16 protein-coding genes and 1 riboswitch are annotated in these 19472 nt (G+C 75.0%); of the genes, 8 read left to right on the top strand and 8 right to left on the bottom strand.

Annotated elements, in window-relative coordinates; genetic code table 11:
• The first annotated feature begins 1 nt into the window (after nt 1).
• Both cobO and AWQ71_RS03180 read left to right on the top strand, forming a co-directional pair.
• Nucleotides 2–604, top strand: a complete 603-nt coding sequence (gene cobO / locus AWQ71_RS03175) for a cob(I)yrinic acid a,c-diamide adenosyltransferase (protein ID WP_067126385.1) — start codon at nt 2–4, stop codon at nt 602–604.
• Nucleotides 598–1938 carry a cobyrinic acid a,c-diamide synthase CobB gene (locus AWQ71_RS03180; RefSeq protein WP_067126388.1) on the top strand — a complete coding sequence of 447 codons (1341 nt, stop codon included), beginning with the start codon at nt 598–600 and terminating at the stop codon, nt 1936–1938. Before cobO ends, AWQ71_RS03180 begins: the two co-directional genes overlap by 7 nt.
• A gap of 1 nt (nt 1939) precedes the next feature.
• Here AWQ71_RS03180 and AWQ71_RS03185 read toward each other — a convergent pair whose 3' ends face one another.
• Complete coding sequence (locus tag AWQ71_RS03185; RefSeq protein WP_067126391.1) at nt 1940–3166, bottom strand: alpha/beta hydrolase; 1227 nt, start codon at nt 3164–3166, stop codon at nt 1940–1942.
• Nucleotides 3167–3233: 67 nt separating this feature from the next.
• A complete protein-coding gene (cobN, locus tag AWQ71_RS03190) occupies nt 3234–6845 on the bottom strand; it encodes a cobaltochelatase subunit CobN (RefSeq protein ID WP_067127504.1) in 3612 nt (1203 codons plus the stop codon).
• Between the two features lie 40 nt (nt 6846–6885).
• Nucleotides 6886–7059, bottom strand: a riboswitch (cobalamin riboswitch).
• Between the two features lie 47 nt (nt 7060–7106).
• Between cobN and AWQ71_RS03195 the strand changes: the two genes are divergently transcribed.
• The 3 genes from AWQ71_RS03195 to AWQ71_RS03205 are packed head-to-tail and all read left to right on the top strand — an operon-like array spanning nt 7107 to nt 10611.
• Nucleotides 7107–8468: a ferredoxin-like domain-containing protein gene (locus tag AWQ71_RS03195; protein WP_067126393.1), complete on the top strand. Its 1362-nt coding sequence runs from the start codon at nt 7107–7109 to the stop codon at nt 8466–8468.
• Nucleotides 8465–9091 (top strand): precorrin-8X methylmutase, encoded by a 627-nt coding sequence (locus AWQ71_RS03200; RefSeq protein WP_067126396.1) that lies wholly within the window; start codon nt 8465–8467, stop codon nt 9089–9091. The genes AWQ71_RS03195 and AWQ71_RS03200 overlap by 4 nt, the downstream gene beginning before the upstream one ends.
• A gap of 5 nt (nt 9092–9096) precedes the next feature.
• Entirely contained in the window at nt 9097–10611 is a 1515-nt protein-coding gene (locus AWQ71_RS03205; RefSeq protein WP_067126397.1) for a precorrin-2 C(20)-methyltransferase, read from the top strand.
• Here AWQ71_RS03205 and AWQ71_RS03210 read toward each other — a convergent pair.
• Complete coding sequence (locus AWQ71_RS03210) at nt 10599–11354, bottom strand: cobalt-precorrin-6A reductase (protein WP_067126399.1); 756 nt, start codon at nt 11352–11354, stop codon at nt 10599–10601. The genes AWQ71_RS03205 and AWQ71_RS03210 overlap by 13 nt on opposite strands.
• A gap of 62 nt (nt 11355–11416) precedes the next feature.
• Between AWQ71_RS03210 and AWQ71_RS03215 the strand changes: the two genes are divergently transcribed.
• The gene (locus AWQ71_RS03215) at nt 11417–12532 is read left to right on the top strand and encodes a cobalt-precorrin-5B (C(1))-methyltransferase (protein ID WP_067126402.1); all 1116 of its coding nucleotides are present in this window, start codon (nt 11417–11419) and stop codon (nt 12530–12532) included.
• Here the strand turns inward: AWQ71_RS03215 and cobM are convergent.
• The 4 genes from cobM to AWQ71_RS03235 all read right to left on the bottom strand — a co-directional run bounded on the left by cobM (nt 12505) and on the right by AWQ71_RS03235 (nt 16227).
• On the bottom strand, nt 12505–13245 hold the full coding sequence (gene cobM / locus AWQ71_RS03220; protein WP_067127506.1) for a precorrin-4 C(11)-methyltransferase: 741 nt from the start codon (nt 13243–13245) through the stop codon (nt 12505–12507). The two genes, AWQ71_RS03215 and cobM, sit on opposite strands and share 28 nt — an antisense overlap.
• A gap of 17 nt (nt 13246–13262) precedes the next feature.
• The gene (gene cbiE / locus AWQ71_RS03225) at nt 13263–14543 is read right to left on the bottom strand and encodes a precorrin-6y C5,15-methyltransferase (decarboxylating) subunit CbiE (RefSeq protein ID WP_245658085.1); all 1281 of its coding nucleotides are present in this window, start codon (nt 14541–14543) and stop codon (nt 13263–13265) included.
• Nucleotides 14536–14952 carry a pyridoxamine 5'-phosphate oxidase family protein gene (locus tag AWQ71_RS03230; protein WP_067127509.1) on the bottom strand — a complete coding sequence of 139 codons (417 nt, stop codon included), beginning with the start codon at nt 14950–14952 and terminating at the stop codon, nt 14536–14538. Before AWQ71_RS03230 ends, cbiE begins: the two co-directional genes overlap by 8 nt.
• A 219-nt stretch (nt 14953–15171) precedes the next feature.
• Nucleotides 15172–16227 carry a sigma-70 family RNA polymerase sigma factor gene (locus AWQ71_RS03235; protein WP_084258444.1) on the bottom strand — a complete coding sequence of 352 codons (1056 nt, stop codon included), beginning with the start codon at nt 16225–16227 and terminating at the stop codon, nt 15172–15174.
• A gap of 129 nt (nt 16228–16356) precedes the next feature.
• Between AWQ71_RS03235 and AWQ71_RS03240 the strand changes: the two genes are divergently transcribed.
• On the top strand, nt 16357–16947 hold the full coding sequence (locus AWQ71_RS03240; protein WP_067126411.1) for a DinB family protein: 591 nt from the start codon (nt 16357–16359) through the stop codon (nt 16945–16947).
• Nucleotides 16948–17140: 193 nt separating this feature from the next.
• Here the strand turns inward: AWQ71_RS03240 and AWQ71_RS03245 are convergent, their stop codons facing one another.
• The gene (locus AWQ71_RS03245) at nt 17141–18091 is read right to left on the bottom strand and encodes a helix-turn-helix transcriptional regulator (RefSeq protein ID WP_067126414.1); all 951 of its coding nucleotides are present in this window, start codon (nt 18089–18091) and stop codon (nt 17141–17143) included.
• Between the two features lie 63 nt (nt 18092–18154).
• Between AWQ71_RS03245 and AWQ71_RS03250 the strand changes: the two genes are divergently transcribed.
• Nucleotides 18155–19309, top strand: a complete 1155-nt coding sequence (locus AWQ71_RS03250) for an epoxide hydrolase family protein (RefSeq protein ID WP_245658086.1) — start codon at nt 18155–18157, stop codon at nt 19307–19309.
• The last annotated feature ends 163 nt before the right edge of the window (nt 19310–19472 follow it).

Here is a 19472-nt window from a genome sequence, read left to right on the forward strand (position 1 = left end):
GATGCCGCAGGGCAAACCGGCCGTCGTGCCGGACGACGGCCTGACCACGCGGCAGCGCCGCACCCGGCCGTTGCTGATCGTGCACACCGGCCCCGGCAAGGGGAAGTCGACCGCCGCCTTCGGGATGGCGCTGCGGGCCTGGAACCAGGGGTGGCCGATCGGGGTGTTCCAGTTCGTCAAGTCGGCCAAGTGGCGCATCGGAGAGGAGCGCGCTCTGCGGGTGCTCGGCGATTCCGGCGAGGGCGGCCCGGTGACCTGGCACAAGATGGGCGAGGGCTGGTCGTGGATCCAGCGGCCGGGCACCGACGAGGACCACGCCGCCGCCGCCCGCGAGGGCTGGGAGCAGATCAAGCGCGACCTGGCCGCGGAGACCTACCGCTTCTACGTGCTGGACGAGTTCACGTACCCGATGAAGTGGGGCTGGCTGGACGTCGCCGAGGTGGTCGAGACCCTTAACGCGCGGCCCGGCGCCCAGCACGTCGTGATCACGGGGCGGGACGCCGATCCGCGGTTGATCGAGGCCGCCGATCTGGTGACCGAGATGGGCAAGGTCAAGCATCCGATGGACACCGGGCAGAAGGGGCAGAAGGGCATCGAATGGTGATCCCACGTCTGGTGATCGCGGCGCCGTCGTCGGGCAGCGGGAAGACCACGGTCGCGACCGGCCTGATGGCGGCGCTGCGCGCGCGGGGGCTGCGGGTCTCGCCGCACAAGGTGGGCCCCGACTACATCGACCCCGGCTACCACGCGCTGGCCACCGGCCGGCCGGGCCGCAACCTCGACCCGTGGCTGACCGGTGCCGACCTGGTCGAGCCGCTGTTCCTACACGGGGCGCGCGACGCCGACGTCGCCGTGGTCGAGGGCGTCATGGGCCTGTACGACGGCGCCGGGCTGGAGGAGTTCGCCTCCACCGCGCACGTCGCGCGGCTGCTCGGCGCCCCCGTGGTCCTGGTCGTGGACGCCGCCGGGCAGGGCCGTTCCGTCGCCGCGCTGGTGCAGGGGTTCGCCGCGTTCGACACCCGGGTGCGGCTGGGCGGGGTGATCCTCAACCGGGTCGGCTCGCCGCGGCACGAGGAGATCTGCCGCTCCGCGCTGACGGAGAGCGGCGTGCCGGTGCTCGGCGTGATCCCGCGCGCGGACGGGGTGGCCACCCCGTCCCGGCACCTCGGGCTCATCCCCGCCGCCGAGCGCCGTACCGAGGCGGTGTCCGCCGTGGAGCGCATGGGCGAGCTGGTCGCCGCGTCCTGCGACCTGGAGGCGCTGGTCGCGCTGGCCCGCTCCGCGCCGCCCCTCGCCGCGCGCCCCTGGAGCGCCGGTTCCTCCCTGGAACGGCCCCCTTCCGGCGCGCGGCCGGTCGTGGCCGTGGCGGGGGGCCCGGCCTTCACCTTCGGGTACGCCGAGCAGGCCGAGCTGCTGGCCGCCGCCGGAGCCGAGGTGGTGCCGTTCGACCCGCTCCGCGACGAGCGCCTCCCGCAGGGCACGGGCGCGATCGTCGTCGGCGGCGGCTTCCCCGAGGTGTACGCCGCCGACCTGTCGGCCAACGAGCCGCTGCGGCGGCGGGTGGCGGCCTTCGCCGGGCCGATCGCGGCCGAGTGCGCCGGGCTGCTCTACCTCGCCCGCGAGCTGGACGGCCACCCCATGTGCGGCCGGCTCCCCGTCACCGCGACGATGACCGGCAGGCTGACGCTCGGCTACCGTGACGCCGTGGCGACCGCGCACTCGGTGCTCACCCGGGAGGGCGAGCGCTACCGCGGCCACGAGTTCCACCGCACCGCCACCGATCCCGGGCACGCGGAGCCGCCGCTGTTCCGCTGGCGCGGCGGGGCCGACGGCTTCGGCGAACCGCTGCTGGCCGCGTCATACCTCCACCTGCACTGGGCGGGCAGCCCCGAGCTCGCCGCGCGCCTCGTCGCCGCCTGCACCCCCGCGGGCGGCTGACTCACCCCGTCCGGATGGTGCGCCGGAGGAAGTCGCCGATCTCGGCTCTGGCCATCTGCGCGCCGAACCCGCCCCAGGCGAGGTCGAAGGCGTGGCCGGCGTACTCGATCTCGACGTACCGGTGGGACGCGCCCGCCTCGTGGGCCAGGCGCGCCGCGCGGCGGCCGTCGTCGGGGTACACGATCTGGTCGTGCCCGCCCTGGATGGACAGGGTCGGTGGCACGTCCGCCCCCAGGTAGGTGATGGGCGACGCGGTCCGGTAGGCCGCGCGCTCCTTCTCCGGCGACCCGCCGATGAAGTCGTACAGCGTCCCCCGCCCCTCGCCGTCCGAGAGCCACTTCTCGGCCCACCAGGGGACGGCCAGGTCGTACGAGTAGGCCAGATCGTAGGGTCCGTACAGCGAGACGACCGCGCTGACCGACGTGCTGCAGGTCTCGCAGGTCGGCGGGAACGCGTTCGCCCCGACCGCGTCGTCGGAGGTGTAGGCGGCCAGCAGCGCCAGGTGGCCGCCGGCCGACATGCCCAGCAACGCGATGCGGCCGGGATCGACGCCGTACTGGGCGGCGTTGCGCCGGACCCAGCCGGTGGCGCACCGCACGTCGCCCGGGGCCTGGGTCCAGGTGGCGGGCGGCGCCAGCCGGTAGTCGATGTCGAAGACCGTGGCGCCGTGCTCGGTGAGCCACTCGTTCCAGCGGGGTGTCATGCCGCGCCGCCCCTTGGTCCAGCCTCCGCCGTGGACGAGCACCACCGCCGGGCCGCGCTTCTCCGCCGCCGAGCGGGGGCGCCACACGTCCAGCCGCAGCTCCGTGCCGCCGATGCGGGCGTAGGTCACGGTGGCGTCCGGCCCGCGGTCCGCCGCGGTGGCGGGGCGCTGGAAGTAGGCGGCGTAGGACAGGGGCACGCCGAGCCGGCGGGCGTCGCGATGGGCGGTCACCACGGGGACGAGCGTGGCCACCAGGCACAGCGCCGCTACAACGGCGGTCACCGCGCCCGCCCGCCGCGCGCCGAGCCACAGCGCGGCGACGGCCGCCGCCGTCGCCGCCAGGGCGGCCAGCGCGCCGAGCAGGCTGTACTCGCGGGCGAACACCGTCAGGATCCAGAAGGTCCGGGTGGGGAAGGGCAGGACGATCAGCGCCGCCACCGGTACGGCCGGGACCGCCGCCGCGATCGCCACGCCCAGCGCGAGGCGTCGCGCGAGCCGTTTGGACAACCGCGTTTTCGCGGGCATCTGCCGACCCTAACCCCGCTGTTTCCCCGGCGGGAGACCCATTTCCGAACGACGGCAGGCGGGAGCCTCAGCGGTCCTCGAGGTCGCCCTCGACCGCCAGGTAGGCCGCGCGCAGCGCCTTCAGGACCTCCGGGTCCGGGTGCTCCCACATCCGGCGGTCGGCCGCCTCCAGCAGACGCTCGGCGATGCCGTGCAACGCCCACGGGTTCGACTCGGACATGAACGCCCGGTTCTCCGGATCCAGGACGTACGTCTCGGCCAGCCGGTCGTACATCCAGTCGGCGACCACGCCGGTCGTGGCGTCGTACCCGAACAGGTAGTCCACGGTGGCCGCCAGCTCGAACGCGCCCTTGTAGCCGTGCCGGCGCATCGCCGCCAGCCAGTTGGGGTTGACCACCCGGGCGCGGAAGATCCGCGCGGTCTCCTCGTGCAGGGTCCGGGTGCGCACCGCGTCCGGCCGGGTGCTGTCGCCCACGTACGCGGCCGGGGCGCGGCCGGTCAGCGCGCGCACGGTGGCGATCATCCCGCCGTGGTACTGGAAGTAGTCGTCGGAGTCGGCGATGTCGTGCTCGCGGGTGTCGATGTTCTTGGCCGCGACCGCGATCCGCCGGTACGCGTTCTCCATGTCCTCGCGGGCTGGCACGCCGTCCAGGTCGCGGCCGTAGGCGTAGCCGCCCCACACCGCGTACACCTCGGCCAGGTCGGCGTCGTCGCGCCAGTTGCGGCTGTCGATGAGTGGGAGGATGCCCGCGCCGTACGCGCCGGGCCGGGACCCGAAGATCCGCAGCGTGGCCCGCCGGTCGTCGCCGTGGACCGTCCGGTCGGCCTCCGCGTGCGCCCGCACGTAGTTGACCTCGGCGGGCTCGTCCAGGCCCGCCACCAGCCGTACGGCGTCGTCCAGTATCGCGACGACGTGCGGGAAGGCGTCCCGGAAGAACCCGCTGACGCGCACGGTCACGTCGACGCGGGGACGGCCCAGCTCCGCCGCCGGGATCGGTTCGAGGCCGCTGACCCGACGCGACGCCTCGTCCCAGACCGGCCGCACGCCGAGCAGCGCGAGCACCTCGGCCACGTCGTCGCCCGCTGTGCGCATCGCGCTGGTGCCCCAGACGGACAGGCCGACCGAGCGCGGCCACTCGCCGGTCTCCTCGCGGTACCGGTCGAGCAGCGAGTCGGCCATCGCCTGGCCCGTCTCCCAGGCCAGCCTGCTCGGCACCGCGCGCGGATCGACCGAGTAGAAGTTCCGCCCGGTGGGCAGCACGTTGACCAGCCCGCGCAGCGGCGAGCCGCTCGGCCCGGCCGGGACGTACCCGCCGTCGAGGGCGTGCAGCAGCGCGCCGATCTCGTCGACGGTCCGGGCCAGCCGGGGCACGATCTCCGTGGCCGCGAACCGCAGCACCTCGCGTACGGCGGCGGCCCGCTCGGCCGCGCCGAGCACGGACGCGGTCACGCCGGGAACGGCGGCCGGGTCCCAGCCGCCCGCCTCCATGCCCTCGACGAGCGCGCGGGCGAGCGTTTCGGCCTCATCCACGCTGACCCTGGCGGCGGCGCCGTCCTCGGTCAGGCCGAGCGCCTCGCGCAGGCCCGGCAGCGCCTCCCGGCCGGCCCAGATCTGGCGGGCGCGGAGCATGGCCAGCACGAGGTCCACCCGCGCCCTGCCCTCGGGGGCGACGCCGAGGACGTGCAGACCGTCGCGGATCTGGGCGTCCTTGACCTCGCACAGCCAGCCGTCCACATGCAGCAGGAAGTCGTCGAACTCGGTGTCGTGCGGGCGGCCGGCGATGCCCAGGTCGTGGTCGAGCCGGGCGGCCTGGATCAGCGTCCAGATCTGCGCGCGGATCGCGGGCAGCTTCGCCGGGTCCATGGCCGCGATCGAGGCGTGCTCGTCCAGCAGCTGCTCCAGCCGGGCGATGTCGCCGTACGTCTCGGCCCGTGCCATCGGCGGCACCAGGTGGTCGACCAGCACGGCGTGCGCCCGCCGCTTGGCCTGGGTGCCCTCGCCCGGGTCGTTCACCAGGAACGGATAGATCAGCGGGAGATCGCCGAGGGCGGCGTCGGGCCCGCAGGAGGCGGACATGCCCGCCGACTTGCCGGGCAGCCACTCCAGGTTGCCGTGCTTGCCGACGTGGACGATCGCGTGCGCGCCGAACTCGTCCGCCAGCCAGCGGTAGGCGGCCAGGTAGTGGTGGCTCGGCGGCATGTCCGGATCGTGGTAGATCGCGATCGGGTTCTCCCCGAAGCCGCGCGGGGGCTGCACCAGCACCACGAGGTTCCCCGCCCGCAGGGCGGCCAGCACGATCTCGCCGCCGGGGTCACGCGACCGGTCCACGAAGAGCTCCCCGGGCGGCGGCCCCCAGTGGCTTTCCACGTTGCCGCGCAGGTCCTCGGGCAGCGTCTCGAACCAGGCGCGGTACCGGTCGGCCCGGATCCGCACCGGGTTCGCCGTGAGCTGCTCCTCGGTGAGCCACTCCTGGTCCTGGCCGCCCGCCGCGATGAGCGCGTGGATCAGCGCGTCGCCGTCCTGCCCGTCCACCCCGGGAAAGCCCTCCCCGAGGTCGTAGCCGGCCTCGCGCATCGCGGCCAGCAGCCGGACCACGCTCGCGGGGGTGTCCAGGCCGACCGCGTTGCCGATCCGGGAGTGCTTCGTCGGGTAGGCGGAGAGCATGACCGCGATCCGCCGCTCCGCCGCCGGGACGTGCCGCAGCAGGCCGTGCCGTACGGCGATGCCGGCGACCCGGGCCGCCCGCTCGGGGTCGGCGGCGTACACGGTCAGGCCGTCGGCGTCGATCTCCTTGAACGAGAACGGCACTGTGATGATCCGGCCGTCGAACTCGGGGATCGCCACCTGGGACGCGGCGTCCAGCGGGGACAGCCCGTCGTCGTCCTCCTGCCACGCGTCCCGCCCGGTGGTCAGGCACAGCCCCTGCAGGATCGGCACGTCCAGCTCGGCGAGCGCGCCGACGTCCCACGCGGCGTCGTCGCCCCCGGCCGACGCGGTCGCCGGGCGGGTGCCGCCCGCCGCGAGAACGGTGACGACGAGGGCGTCGACCCGGCGCAGGGCGTCTAGCAGTTCGGGCTCGGCGGTCCGCAGCGAGCCGCAGTAGAGGGGCAGCGCCTGCCCGCCCGCGTCCTCGACCGCCCGGCACAGCGTCTCGACGAACGCCGTGTTCCCCGCCACGTGGTGGGCGCGGTAGTAGAGCACGCCGATCACCGGCCCGTCCGAGCGCCGTGCCGTCCGCTCCAGCGGTCCCCAGCTCGGCAGCGGCTCCGGCGGGGCGAACCCGTGCCCGGTCAGCAGCACCGTGTCGGAGAGGAACGCGTGGAGCTGGGCCAGGTTGGCCGGGCCGCCGTGCGCGAGATAGGCGTGCGCCTCGGCGCAGACGCCGCCCGGCACCGTGGACAGCTCCATCAGCTCGGCGTCGGGCGCCTGCTCGCCGCCGAGCACCACGACCGGGCGGGGGCCGGCGAGCAGGGCGTCCAGCCCGTCCTCCCAGGCGCGCCGCCCGCCGAGGAGCCGTACGACGACGAGCCGGACGCCCTCCACCAGCGCGGGGAGGTCGGCCACGTCGATTCGGGCGGGATTGCCCAGCCGGTAGCCCGCGCCGCAGGCCCGGGCGCTGAGCAGGTCGGTGTCGGAGGTCGACAACAGCAGGACGTCGGCCTGCTCGGTGGACGGCACGAAGCGCACGCGAAATCCTCCCTTGGGGTCCTCGCCCCAGGTCGTGGTCGTCACGACGGCTGGAGTCTCCTGGCTCCCGGATCGACGCTCGCCCCGGCCTTCCCGTCCGTTGCCGGACCGTGGCCGTCGGTGGGGGTCGCTCCCCGGTTACAGTGGCGGGACCGCGCCGGTTTTACACCGGCTTCCTCCCATTGCCGTCGTCTGGGATCACACTATGCCAGGCGGGCATCCCCCAGAAAACAGGGCGTTAGCATCCTCTGCGTGTTCAACAGTGACCTTCCCGGACGCTCCGGACCCGACGCGTGCCCCGGCGCGCTCCAGGTCCACGCCGCCGCCGACGGTGGCCTGGCGCGGGTCCGGATCCCCGGAGGCGCGGTGACGGCGGGCCAGCTCCGCGCGGTCGCCGCCGCGGCCCGTGAGCTCGGGTCCGGCGTGATCGAGCTCACCTCCCGGGCCAACCTCCAGGTGCGCGGCCTGCGGCTCCCGCCGGACGCCTGCGGGGGCGCGGAGCGCGCCCCCGCCGAGGCTCCGGACTTCGCCGCGCGGATGGCCGCCGCCGGGCTGCTGCCGTCCGCCACGCATGAGCGGGCGCGCAACATCGTGGCCTCGCCGCTCGCCGGGCGGAGCGCCGCGGGCGGGCGCGACGTGCGCCCCCTGGTCGCCGAGCTGGACCGCGCGCTGTGCGCCCGGCCCGGCCTCGCCGAGCTGCCCGGACGCTTCCTGTTCGCGCTGGACGACGGCTCCGGCGACGTGGCCGCTTTGGAGGCCGACGTCACGCTGCGGCCGGTGGCCGCGGCGGACGAAAGCGAGGCCGCGCTGCTGCTCGCCGGGGCCGACCCCGGGCTGCGCGCCCCTTCGGGGGCGGAGACGGCGGGCCTGCTCGCCGTCGCCGAGGCGTTCCTGGCCGAGCGCGCCGCGCAGGGGTCGCGCGCGTGGCGACTTCGCGAGCTGGCGGACGGTCCCGTCCGCGTCGCGGCCCGTGCCGTCCAGCTGGAGCCCCGGCTGCGCCGGTCCGCGGCCCGTCCTCCCGAGGCGTACGCCGCCGAAACCGGCGCGGGCGGCGCTGTCGGCGTGGTCGGGCAACCGGACGGCCGGGTGGCTCTCGCCGTCCTCCCCCCGCTCGGGCGGCTCACCCCGGCCCAGGCGGAGGCGCTCGCCGCGGCCGCCGGCGACGGCGCCGGAGAGGTCCGCGTGACGCCCTGGCGCACGGTCGTCGTGCCCGACCTGACGCCCGCGGATGCCGGGCGGTGGCGGGCGAGGCTCGCCGAGGCGGGCCTGGTCGCCGACCCGGCGTCCCCGTGGCTCGGCGTGACCGCCTGCGCCGGCCGTCCCGGATGCGCCAAGTCCCGCGCCGACGTCCACGCCGACATCCGCGCCGCGCTCGGCGACCCCCGGCCGGATGCGGACGTTTCCCGCGATGCCGTACGCTCACCGACCGATGCCGGACGGATCCCCGCGCACTGGGCGGGGTGCGAGCGGCGCTGCGGGCGGCCGCGCGGCCGGGTCGTGGACGTGGTCGCGACCACGCACGGATACCGCGTCGAGGCGGACGGCGTCAGCCGTGCGTTCCCCGGCGCCGAGCAGACGAGCGCCGCCGTCGCGGCGACCAGAGAGGGACTGTGATCGACTACATCCGGGACGGGGCGGAGATCTACCGCCGGTCCTTCGCCACCATCCGCGCCGAGACCGACCTGGGCGGGATGCCGCCGGGCGTGTCCCGGGTCGCCGTCCGCATGATCCACGCCTGCGGCATGGTCGACCTGGTGGACGACCTGGCCTGGTCGCCGGGGGTCGTGACGGCGGCGCGCGAGGCGCTGCTCGCCGGCGCGCCCATCCTGTGCGACGCCATGATGGTCGCCTCCGGCGTGACCCGGCGCCGCCTCCCGGCGGACAACGAGGTGCTGTGCACGCTCGGCGACCCGAGGGTCCCGGAGCTGGCGGCCCGGATGGGCACCACCCGCAGCGCCGCCGCGCTCGAACTGTGGCGCGACCGGCTCGACAACGCCGTGGTCGCCATCGGCAACGCGCCGACCGCGCTGTTCCGCCTGCTGGAGATGGTCGAGGAGGGCGCGGGCCGCCCGGCGGCCGTTCTCGGTGTGCCGGTCGGCTTCATCGGCGCCGCCGAGTCCAAGGTGGCGCTGGCCGAGCACCCGTCCGGCCTGGAACACCTGGTGGTGCACGGGCGCAGGGGCGGCAGCGCCATGGCGGCGGCGGCCGTCAACGCGATCGCCAGCGAGGAGGAGTGAACCACATGAGCGCACAGCCCGGTCGCCTGTACGGGGTGGGCCTGGGGCCCGGCGACCCCGAACTCGTGACGGTGAAGGCGGCCCGGCTTCTCGGCGCCGCCGACGTGATCGCCTACCACAGCGCCCGGCACGGGCGCAGCATCGCCAGGTCGGTGGCGCTGCCGTACCTGCGGGGCGACCAGATCGAGGAACCGCTGATCTATCCGGTCACCACCGAGACCACCGACCACCCCGGCGGCTACCAGGGAGCGCTGGACGACTTCTACGCCGAGTGCGCCGTCCGGCTGGCCGCGCACCTGGACGCGGGCCGGGACGTGGTCGTGCTGTGCGAGGGCGACCCGCTCTTCTACGGCTCCTACATGCACATGCACAAGCGGCTCGCCCACCGCTATCCGACCGAGGTGGTGCCGGGCGTCACCTCCGTCAGCGGGGCGTCGGCGGTGCTCGGTCGTCCGCTGGTCGAGCGGGACGAGACCCTCACCGTGCTGCCGGGCACGCTCCCGGCGGACGTCCTGACCGAACGGCTCGCCGCCGCCGACTCGGCCGCCGTGCTCAAGCTCGGCCGCACCTTCGAGAAGGTGCGGGCGGCGTTCGCCGAGGCCGGGCGCCTCGACGACGCCTGGTACGTCGAGCGGGCCACCACCGAGAAGCAGCGCGTCGAGCCGCTGGCCGAGGTGGACCCGGCCACCGTGCCGTATTTCTCGCTCGCGCTGCTGCCGAGCCCGCTCACCCCGGCCGGCGCCCCGGCGACGGATCCCGCCCCCGAGCCGGTACGCGCGGGCGAGGTGGTCGTGGTCGGGCTGGGTCCCGCCGGACGGCCGTGGCTCACCCCCGAGGCGCAGGAGGCGCTCGCCGCCGCCGACGAGCTGGTCGGCTACGGGCCCTACCTCGACCGGGTGCCGCCCAACCCGCGCCAGCTCCGGCACCCGACGGACAACCGGGTCGAGGCCGAGCGGGCGGCGCACGCGCTGGAACTGGCCGCGGCCGGATCGCGGGTGGCCGTGGTGTCGTCCGGCGACCCCGGTGTGTTCGCCATGGCCAGCGCGGTGCTGGAGGTGGCGGCCGAGCCCCGGTTCGCCGGTGTCGCCGTACGCGTGGTGCCCGGCCTCACCGCCGCCCAGGCGGTGGCGAGCCGGGCCGGCGCGCCGCTGGGCCATGACTACTGCGTGCTGTCGCTGTCGGACCTGCTCAAGCCGTGGGAGGTCGTGGCCGGGCGGATCACCGCCGCCGCGAAGGCCGACCTGGTGCTCGCGATCTACAACCCGGCCTCGCGCAGCCGTACCTGGCAGGTGGCCGCCATGCGCGACCTGCTGCTCGAACACCGCGCCCCGGACACCCCGGTGGTCATCGGCCGGGACGTCGGCGGGCCCGAGGAGAGCGTCCGCGTCGTCGAGCTGGCCGCCCTCGACCCGGCCGAGATCGACATGCGCACCCTGCTGATCGTCGGCTCCTCCACGACGAAGGTCGTCGACCGGGACGGACGGCCCGTCGTCTACACGCCGCGCCGCTATCCGGCGTGAGCCCCGACCCAGGCCACGGCCGCCTCGACGGTGTCCACGAGCGGGACGCCGTCCGGGGCGGGCGGCCGCCGTACGACGAGCACGGGCAGCCCCAGCTCGCGGGCGGCGGCCAGCTTGGCCGTGGTCATCTCACCGCCGCTGTCCTTGGTGACGAGCACATCGATCCGGTGCTCGCGCATCAGCGCCAGCTCGCCCGGCACCGTGTACGGCCCGCGCGACAGCACCACATGCGTGCGCCGGGGCATCGGCGGCTCGGGCGGATCCACCGACCTGGCCAGGAACCACAGGTCGTCCAGGCCGGCGAAGACGGCCAGGCTGCGGCGGCCGGTCGTGAGGAACACCCGCCCGCCGTCGCCGGCCAGACCGGGCAGCAGCGCGGCGGCCTCCTCCAGCGTCGCCGCCCAGCGCCAGTCGTCGTCCGGACGCCGCCGCCAACCGGGACGGCGCAGCACCAGCAGCGGCACCCCGGTCTCGGCGGAGGCGGCGACGGCCGAGGCGGTCATGCGCCGGGCGAAGGGATGGGTGGCGTCCACCACGGCGTCGATCCGGTGCTCCCGCAGCCAGGCGGCCAGGCCGTCCGGCCCGCCGAAACCGCCCTCACGCACCTCGCCGGCCGGGAGCCGCGGGTCGGCCACCCGTCCCGCCAGCGAGGACACCACGCGCAGCCCGGGACGTCCGACCAGCCGTTCGGCGAGTCCTCTGGCCTCCGCGGTGCCGCCCAGGATCAGCAGCCGTCTCGTCATGCCTCCACCTCCGTCAGATCCACCAGCTCCTTCAGCTCCTTCAGCTTCGTGAGGCCGGCCCGATGAGCACACCACTGCGCCACGGATGGACCACCGGGGCGTGCGCCACCGCCGCGACGACCGCGGCGTACACGGCGCTGCTCACCGGCGCCTTCCCCGACCCGGTCGAGATCGCGCTGCCGAAGGGGCAGCGGCCGGCGTTCGCGCTGGCCCGCGAACGGCTGGCGGACGGGGAGGCGACCGCGGCCGTGGTCAAGGACGCGGGCGACGACCCCGACGTCACCCACGGCGCGCTCATCTCCGCGACCGTACGGCCCGGCCTCCCGGGCAGCGGCGTGACCTTCCTCGCCGGGCCCGGCGTGGGCACCGTCACGAAGCCGGGGCTGCCGCTCGACGTGGGCGAGCCCGCCATCAACCCGGTGCCGCGGCGGATGATGCGCGAGCACGTCGCCGAGGTGGCCGCGCGCTGCGGCGGGACCGGCGACGTGGTCGTCGAGATCTCCGTCGAAGGGGGCGAGGAGCTGGCCCGCCGCACCTGGAACCCGCGGCTCGGCATCCTCGGCGGCCTGTCCATCCTGGGGACGACCGGGATCGTCGTGCCGTACTCGTGCTCGGCGTGGATCGACAGCATCCGGCGCGGCGTGGACGTCGCCCGCGCGGCCGGTCGCACCCACGTGGCGGGCTGCACCGGCAGCACCTCCGAGCGGGTGGCCGCCGAGCTGTACGGCCTGCCCGAGGACGCGCTGCTCGACATGGGCGACTTCGCCGGCGCGGTGCTGAAGTACCTGCGCCGCCACCCCGTGGCCCGGCTCACCGTGGCCGGCGGGATCGGCAAGCTGTCCAAGCTCGCCGACGGCCACCTCGACCTGCACTCCGGCCGCTCCCAGGTCAACCCCGACCTGCTCGCCGGGCTGGTGCTCGGCGCCGGAGGCGACCCGGTCCTCGCCGAGCGGGTACGCGCCGCGAACACGGCGCTGCACGCGCTGCGGCTGTGCCAGGAGGCCGGACTCCCGCTCGGCGACCTGGTGGCCGAGCGGGCGCTGCGGACCGCGCGCGAGGTGCTGCGCGGCGCGCCGGTCGAGGCGGACGTCGTGGTCATCGACAGGGCGGGCGTGATCGTCGGCCGCGCGGGCGCCAAGGGGGAGACCGGTCAATCCCGGCACCGTTCCGCCGAGTAGAGGTGGCTGTCGGGGAACGCCGACGCGGTCAGCACCCGGCCCACCACGATCACGGCGGTGCGCATCACCCCGGCCTCGCGGACCCGCGCGGCGATGTCGGCCAGCGTGCCGCGCAGGACCAGCTCGTCGTCCCTGCTCGCCCGGGCCACCACGGCGACCGGGCAGTCCGCGCCGTAGGCGGGGAGCAGTTCCTCGACGACCGCCTCGACGCGCTGCACGGCGAGGTGCAGCACCATGGTCGCCCGGCTCGCGCCCAGCGTGGCCAGGTCCTCGCCCTCGGGCATCGGGGTCGCCCGCGCCGCCGTGCGGGTCAGGACGATCGTCTGCCCGACGCCCGGCACCGTGAGCTCCCGCTTCAGCGCGGCGGCCGCGGCGGCGAAGGCGGGGACGCCGGGCACCACCTCGTACGGCACGCCGAGCGCGTCCAGCCGGCGCATCTGCTCGGCCATCGCGCTGAACACCGACGGATCGCCCGAGTGCAGCCGCGCGACGTCCAGCCCGGCGGCGTGCGCGGCGGCCATCTCGGCGACGATCTCGTCCAGGGTGAGCCGTGCGGTGTCCACCAGCCGCGCCCCCGGCGGGCAGTCGTCCAGCAGTTCCCGGGGCACCAGCGATCCGGCGTACAGGCACACCGGGGAGGTGGCGATCACCCGCAGGCCGCGCACCGTGATGAGGTCGGCGGCGCCGGGCCCCGCCCCGACGAAACGCACCATTCCGCCCCGCGCGTCCGTCACGATCGCTCCTCCTCGCCGAGATCCGTCCATGGTTTGACCGCCGACCAGACGGTCACGGGCATCATGGCCCGCCAGCCGGTGAAGCCGCCGACCGGCGCCGCGCGGGTGACCGCGAGACGCACGAGGTCGCCGCCGAGCCGGCCGTGCCAGCCGGTCAGGACCGCCTCCGACTCCAGGGTGACCGCGTTGGCCACCAGCCGCCCTCCCGGCCGCAGCGCGGCCCAGCAGGCGTCGAGCAGGCCGGGCGCGGTCGCGCCGCCGCCGACGAAGACGGCGTCGGGGACGTCCAGCCCGGCGAGCGCGCCCGGTGCCGCGCCCACGACGACGTTCAGGTCGGGCACGCCCAGCGCCGCGGCGTTGCGCGCCGCGCGTTCCGCCCGCTCGGGGCGGCTCTCCACCGCGATCGCCCGGCAGGCCGGATGGCTGCGCATCCATTCGATCGCGATGCTGCCCGCCCCGGCGCCCACGTCCCACAGCAGCTCTCCGGGCACGGGCGCGAGCCGGGACAGGGTCACGGCGCGCACCTCCCGCTTGGTGAGCTGCCCGTCGTGCTCGTACGCGTCGTCCGGCAGGCCGGGCACGCGGGGGAGCGGCGTCACTCCCGGGTCGGCCCGGCACTCCACCGCGACGACCCGGAGAGAGGACGCGTCGGGGGTGTCCGCCGCCCACCGCCGCGCCGTACCGGAGGAGCGGCTCTCGCCGGGGCCGCCGAGGTCGGACAGCACCGTCAGCGTGCTCGCGCCGTACCGGCGCGCGGTGAGCAGGGCGGCGATCCGGGCGGGCGCGTCCCTCCCCGAGCAGAGCACCAGCACCCGGCGTCCGGGCAGGACTGCCGGGTGCAGCAGCGCGTCGGGGCGGCCGACCAGGCTCACCACCTCGGTCTCCTGCACGGTCCAGCCCATCCGGGCGCAGGCGAGTGACAACGACGACAGGTGCGGCAGCACCCGCACCCGGCCGGCGCCGAGCAGGCGGACCAGCGTCGAGCCGATGCCGAAGAACAGGGGGTCCCCGCTGGCCAGCACGCACACCGCCCGCCCCCGGTGCGCCGAGAGAAGCCCGGGCAGCGCGGGAAGCAGGGGAGAGGGCCAGGTCACCCGCTCGGCGCCGCCGTCCGGGACCAGGTCGAGCTGCCGGGCGCTGCCCATGAGGACCTCGGCCGCCCGTACGGCCGCGCGCGCGGCGGGGCCGAGACCGCTCCAGCCGTCCGTCCCGACGCCGACGACGGTGACGCCCGGCTCGGACATCGTGTCGTGCATGGCCTCGTGCGGCTCAGACATTGCCGAGCGCCCGGACGACGCGGATCTCGATCACCACGCGTCGCGGGTTCTCCCGCGGGGGCTTGTAGCGCAGCGCGTACCGGCGCTCGGCGTCGGCGACCTCTTCGGGGGAGTCGCGGATCACGGCGCGGCCCTCAAGGGTGGACCAGCGGCGCCCGTCCACCTGGCACACGGCCACGGCCACGCCGGACGGCCCGGCGGCGGCCACCAGCCGGGCCTTGTGCGACTCGCGTGAGGTGATGACCCGGGCCACCGCCGTCTCGGCGTCCAGGGTCACCCCGACCGGCACCACGTGCGGCGTCCCGTCCGGGCGCACCGTGGTGAGCGTGCACAGATGCCGCTCGCGCCAGAAGGCGTGGAACCCCTCGCCGAGCCCGGTCAGGTCGGGCAGTGCGGCTCCCGCCGGCATCGCGTTCACCTCGAACAATCGTCAATTCGGCGGAAACGTCCGTTCGCGGGTGGAACGTCCCCTTGGGCGGGGTGCCAGTTTACGCGGCGCCCGGTCGGCCGATCATCGGGCCGTGAGGAGCCGCTCCACGACGGCGGCCGGCTCCGGGGGGCCGACGGGCGGCTGCGCCGAGCCGGTCCGAGCGGCGCCGACGCCGTCCGGACCGGGCATCGATCCTGGTCAGGCCAGCGAGGCGGGCAGCCCGAATGACGGGAAGTGGCCGGGGCCGATGAACGTGGTGATCTCGGCGATTCGCTCGCCGCGCAGCGTCAGCACGTTGATCGACCAGTTGAGGTAGGCGCCGAGGTCGTCGTTCCAGAGGTAGAAGCCCACGGCGGGCTGGCCGTTCGCGCTGGTCGGAAGGTGCCGCCAGGAGCCGCATCCGGTCAGCGGGACCCGCAGGGCGAAGTCGATGACGGCCTCGATGCCGTGGTACCAGTGCGCCATCGGCGGCATCGACCAGGTGACGTCCTGGGTGAGCAGAGCGGCCAGGGTGTCGGCGTCACCGCGTTCCAGCGCGGTGGAGAACCCGGCGACGATCTCTCGCAGGCGCGCGTCGTCGATCTTTCGCAGCGTCCGCTGCTGGGTGGGGGAGGGAACCTTCTCCTCGACGACCTTGCGGGCTCGCGCCAGGGCCGAGTTCACCGACGTGGTCGACGTGTTCATCGTGGTGGCGATCTCGGCGGCGGAGAAGCCGAGGACCTCGAAGAGCAGCAGCGCCGCCCGCTGGTTGCCCGGCAGGTGTTGTAGGGCGGCGACGAAGGCGAGTTCGACGGCTTCGCGCTGCTCATAGCGTGCGTCCGGGCCGGCCGGTCCGTCCCCGAGACCGGCATCGGGGTACGGGCCCAGCCAGGCGACGTCGGCCAGTGGGTTGCCGCCGACCACCGCGTGGTCGCTGGACGGGCCGAGGTCGACGGGCAGGGCCCGTCTGCCGCGGGTTTCGACGATGTCCAGGCAGGTACGGGTGGCCACGGTGTACAGCCACGAGCGCAGTGAGCTGCGGCCTTCGAAGCGCGCGAGACCTCGCCATGCCCGCAGCAGGGCGTCCTGCAGGGCGTCGTCCGCGTCGTGGGTGGAGCCGAGCATGCGGTAGCAGTGGGCGTGCAGCTCCCGGCGCAGTGGCTCTATGAGACGGGTGAACGCGGCGTCGTCCCCGTCGCGTGCCAGGGCCAGGTCCGGATCCTCGGCGCCCTCCACTGCCGTATCCGCGGAGGTGGCGGAAAAAACTTCGCTCACGGGCGACGATTCTGCCGCACGGCGGGAGTCTCCTCTTCGACTGACATTCGAGGGCCGCGAGGCACCGACGACCTGCCCTCTCCGTCTCTCTCGCAGGCGAGGGCATCACTTCACAGGAGGCATTCCACTATGACCGAAGCAGATCTGAAAGCCGATCTTCACCGATACCTGCAGGAAGCGCGCGAGGCGCTGCTGTGGAAACTCGACGGGCTCTCGGAGTACGACATCCGCCGGCCGCTGACGCCGACCGGCACCAACCTGCTGGGGCTGGTCAAACATCTGACCACCGTCGAGCTGCTGTACCTGGGCTATGTGTTCGACCGGCATTTCGACGAGCCGGTGTCCTGGCTCGGCCACCACGCCGAAGCCAACGTGGACATGTGGGCCACCGCCGACCAGTCCCGCGAGTACATCGTCGGCCTTTACCGGCGTGCGTGGAAACACTCGGACGCCACGATCCAGGCACTGGGGCTGGACACCGTCGGCCATGTGGAGTGGTGGGCTCCGGAGTACGGCAAGGCGACACTGCACCGTGTCCTGGTCCACATCATCGCGGAGACCCACCGGCACATCGGGCACGCCGACATCGTCCGGGAGCTGATCGACGGCGTCGTCGGAACACGGGAGGGCGACGGCGGAATCGCTTCCGGAGACCAGGCGCGGTGGGAGGACTACCGGAACCGGCTGGAGCGGGTGGCGCAGGAGGTCGGCCGCAGCTGAACCCGCCCTGCTGAACCCGGCCCGCTGAAGCCGCCGCCGCCCGGGGGCTCCCAGAACGTACGGCCGGCCACCGGGTCGTGCCGGCGCGGCAGCAGCACGCACCCCCCGCCGTCCACGCACACCACCCGGGCGGCGGAGCGGTTGTCAGCCGCGGGTGCGGAGTCCGGAAGGGGACGGAGGTCATGAAGCCCCCTTATCCCGGGCGCGCGGCGGCCCGGTAGCGGGCGGCGAGCCGGGCCAGATGCTCGGTGAGGAGTGGCGGCTCGACGACGTCGAAGTCCTCGTCGAGGAAGCCCAGGATCACCGCGATGGTCTGCAGCGAGTCACCGCAGACGGTCAGCGCGCAGCTCCGGTCGTCGATCGGCTCCACCACCCCGGTGATCCTCCCGGCGACGGCCTCGGCGGGGGCGTGGACCCGGACCCGAGCCTGGCACGGCCACATGGCCGTGCCCATCCGTCTGGACAGGAAGGCGACCACGTCGCCGTCGGGGGAGTCCCGGGGCGCGAACCGCGGGCCGGTCGGGACGCGGGGCCGGACCCGGTCGGCGCGGAAGACGCGCCAGTCGTCGCGGTCCGGATCCCAGGCCACCAGGTACCACCGGCGGCCCCAGCTCACCAGGCGGTGCGGCTCCACCGTGCGGACGCCCACCGACCCGTCGTGCGCCGTGTAGTCGAACCGCAGCCGCTCATGGTCGCGGCAGGCGGCGGTCAGCGCGGTGAGCACGTCCACGTCGACGGTCGGGCCCGTGCCGGGCATCGCCACGGTGAAGGTCTGGAACGCGGCCACACGGCGCCGCAGCCGGGACGGCAGCACCTGCTCCAGCTTGGCCAGGGCGCGGACGGAGGTCTCCTCGATCCCGGCCACGCCTCCGGCGGCGCCCGACCGGAGCCCCACCGCCACCGCGACCGCCTCCTCGTCGTCGAGCAGCAGCGGCGGCAGGGCGGCGCCCTCGCCGAGCCGGTAGCCGCCGAAGACGCCCGGGGTGGCGTGCACCGGATAGCCGAGGGAGCGCAGCCGTTCCACGTCGCGCCGGACCGTGCGCCGCGCGACGCCGAGCCGGTCGGCGAGATCGGCGCTGCTCCAGTCGCGCCGCGACTGGAGCAGCGACAGCAGGCGGAGCAGCCGGGCCGAGGTCTCCAACACGCCGGCCAGTCTCGCACTGATCGCGGCCGGAACCTGGCCGCGTTCGTCCCTACGGTCACCGCCATGAACGACATAACCGACATGACTGACGCGACCGACATCCGGCCGTTCCGTAGTGACATCCCCCAGTCCGATCTGGACGACCTGCGCGCCCGGATCGCCGCCACCCGCTGGCCGGACGAGATCCCCGGCACCGCCTGGTCGTACGGCGTGGCGCTCGGCCGGGTGAAGGAGCTGGCCGAGCACTGGCGGACGGCCTACGACTGGCGCGCGCACGAGGCCAGGCTGAACGGCTTCCCGCAGTTCACCACCACGATCGACGGCCAGAATGTGCACTTCCTGCACGTCCGATCGCCGGAGCCGGACGCGCTGCCGCTGATCCTCACCCACGGCTGGCCCGGGTCGGTCGCCGAGTTCCTGGACCTGATCGGGCCGCTGGCCGATCCGCGCGGGCACGGCGGCGACCCCGCCGACGCGTTCCACGTGGTGGTCCCGTCGATCCCCGGGTACGGGTTCTCCGGCCCGACCACGGCGGCCGGCTGGGACGTCCCCCGCGTCGCCCGCGCCTGGGCGGAGCTGATGCGCCGCCTCGGCTACGCGCGTTACGGCGCCCAGGGCGGCGACTGGGGTGCGCGGATCTCGCCGGAGCTGGCCAGGACCGCGCCCGACCACGTCGCGGGCCTGCATGTGAACGCGTTCTTCGCGCTCCCGTCGGGCGACCCGGGCGAGACGGACGGGTTGACCGACGCCGAGCGCGCCCGGCTGGCCGGGATCACCCGCTGGAACGGCGAGCGGTCCGGCTACGCCGCGATCCAGAGCACCCGGCCGCAGACCCTCGCCTACGCCCTGCTCGACTCGCCGGTCGGGCAGCTCGCCTGGTACCTCGAATGGTTCGACGGGTACGGGCAGGGCGTCGGCGGTGTGGACCGGGACGCGATCCTCACCAACGTCACGCTGTACTGGCTGACCCGCACCGCCGGTTCGGCGGCGCGCCTGTACAAGGAGGCCGCCGCCTCCTGGGGACGGCGGTTCGAGCGCTGCCCCGTTCCGACCGGCATGGCGGTCTTCCCCGGAGACTCCACCGTGCGGGCCTTCGCCGAACGCGAGCACGCCGTGGTGCACTGGTCGGAGTTCGACCGCGGCGGCCACTTCGCCGCGCTCCAGGCGCCGGACCTGCTCGTGGCCGACGTTCGCGCCTTCTTCCGCCGGGTCCGCTGACGGCAGGGTCGGCTGACGGCAGGGGCCGGGACGCGCGGAATTCGGGCGCCGGGGGCGGAACCTGGGCCGCCCGGCGCGCGTTAGGCGGACGAGCGAGCGCGGACGAACCCCGTGAATCCCGGCCCCGACGCCGTGGCATGCCGAGCAGCGGCGACGGGCGATC

The sequence above is a fragment of the Microtetraspora malaysiensis genome (assembly GCF_001528665.1).
GTDB classification, from domain to species: domain Bacteria; phylum Actinomycetota; class Actinomycetes; order Streptosporangiales; family Streptosporangiaceae; genus Microtetraspora_A; species Microtetraspora_A malaysiensis.

Coding starts and splice junctions, on each gene's coding strand:
- AWQ71_RS03215 (WP_067126402.1), top strand. CDS start 11,417: ATGAGCACACCACTGCGCCACGGATGGACCACCGGGGCGTGCGCCACC.
- AWQ71_RS03230 (WP_067127509.1), bottom strand. CDS start 14,952: ATGCCGGCGGGAGCCGCACTGCCCGACCTGACCGGGCTCGGCGAGGGG.
- AWQ71_RS03180 (WP_067126388.1), top strand. CDS start 598: ATGGTGATCCCACGTCTGGTGATCGCGGCGCCGTCGTCGGGCAGCGGG.
- cobM (WP_067127506.1), bottom strand. CDS start 13,245: ATGGTGCGTTTCGTCGGGGCGGGGCCCGGCGCCGCCGACCTCATCACG.
- AWQ71_RS03250 (WP_245658086.1), top strand. CDS start 18,155: ATGAACGACATAACCGACATGACTGACGCGACCGACATCCGGCCGTTC.
- AWQ71_RS03210 (WP_067126399.1), bottom strand. CDS start 11,354: ATGACGAGACGGCTGCTGATCCTGGGCGGCACCGCGGAGGCCAGAGGA.
- AWQ71_RS03185 (WP_067126391.1), bottom strand. CDS start 3,166: ATGCCCGCGAAAACGCGGTTGTCCAAACGGCTCGCGCGACGCCTCGCG.
- cobO (WP_067126385.1), top strand. CDS start 2: ATGCCGCAGGGCAAACCGGCCGTCGTGCCGGACGACGGCCTGACCACG.
- cbiE (WP_245658085.1), bottom strand. CDS start 14,543: ATGTCTGAGCCGCACGAGGCCATGCACGACACGATGTCCGAGCCGGGC.
- AWQ71_RS03240 (WP_067126411.1), top strand. CDS start 16,357: ATGACCGAAGCAGATCTGAAAGCCGATCTTCACCGATACCTGCAGGAA.
- AWQ71_RS03205 (WP_067126397.1), top strand. CDS start 9,097: ATGAGCGCACAGCCCGGTCGCCTGTACGGGGTGGGCCTGGGGCCCGGC.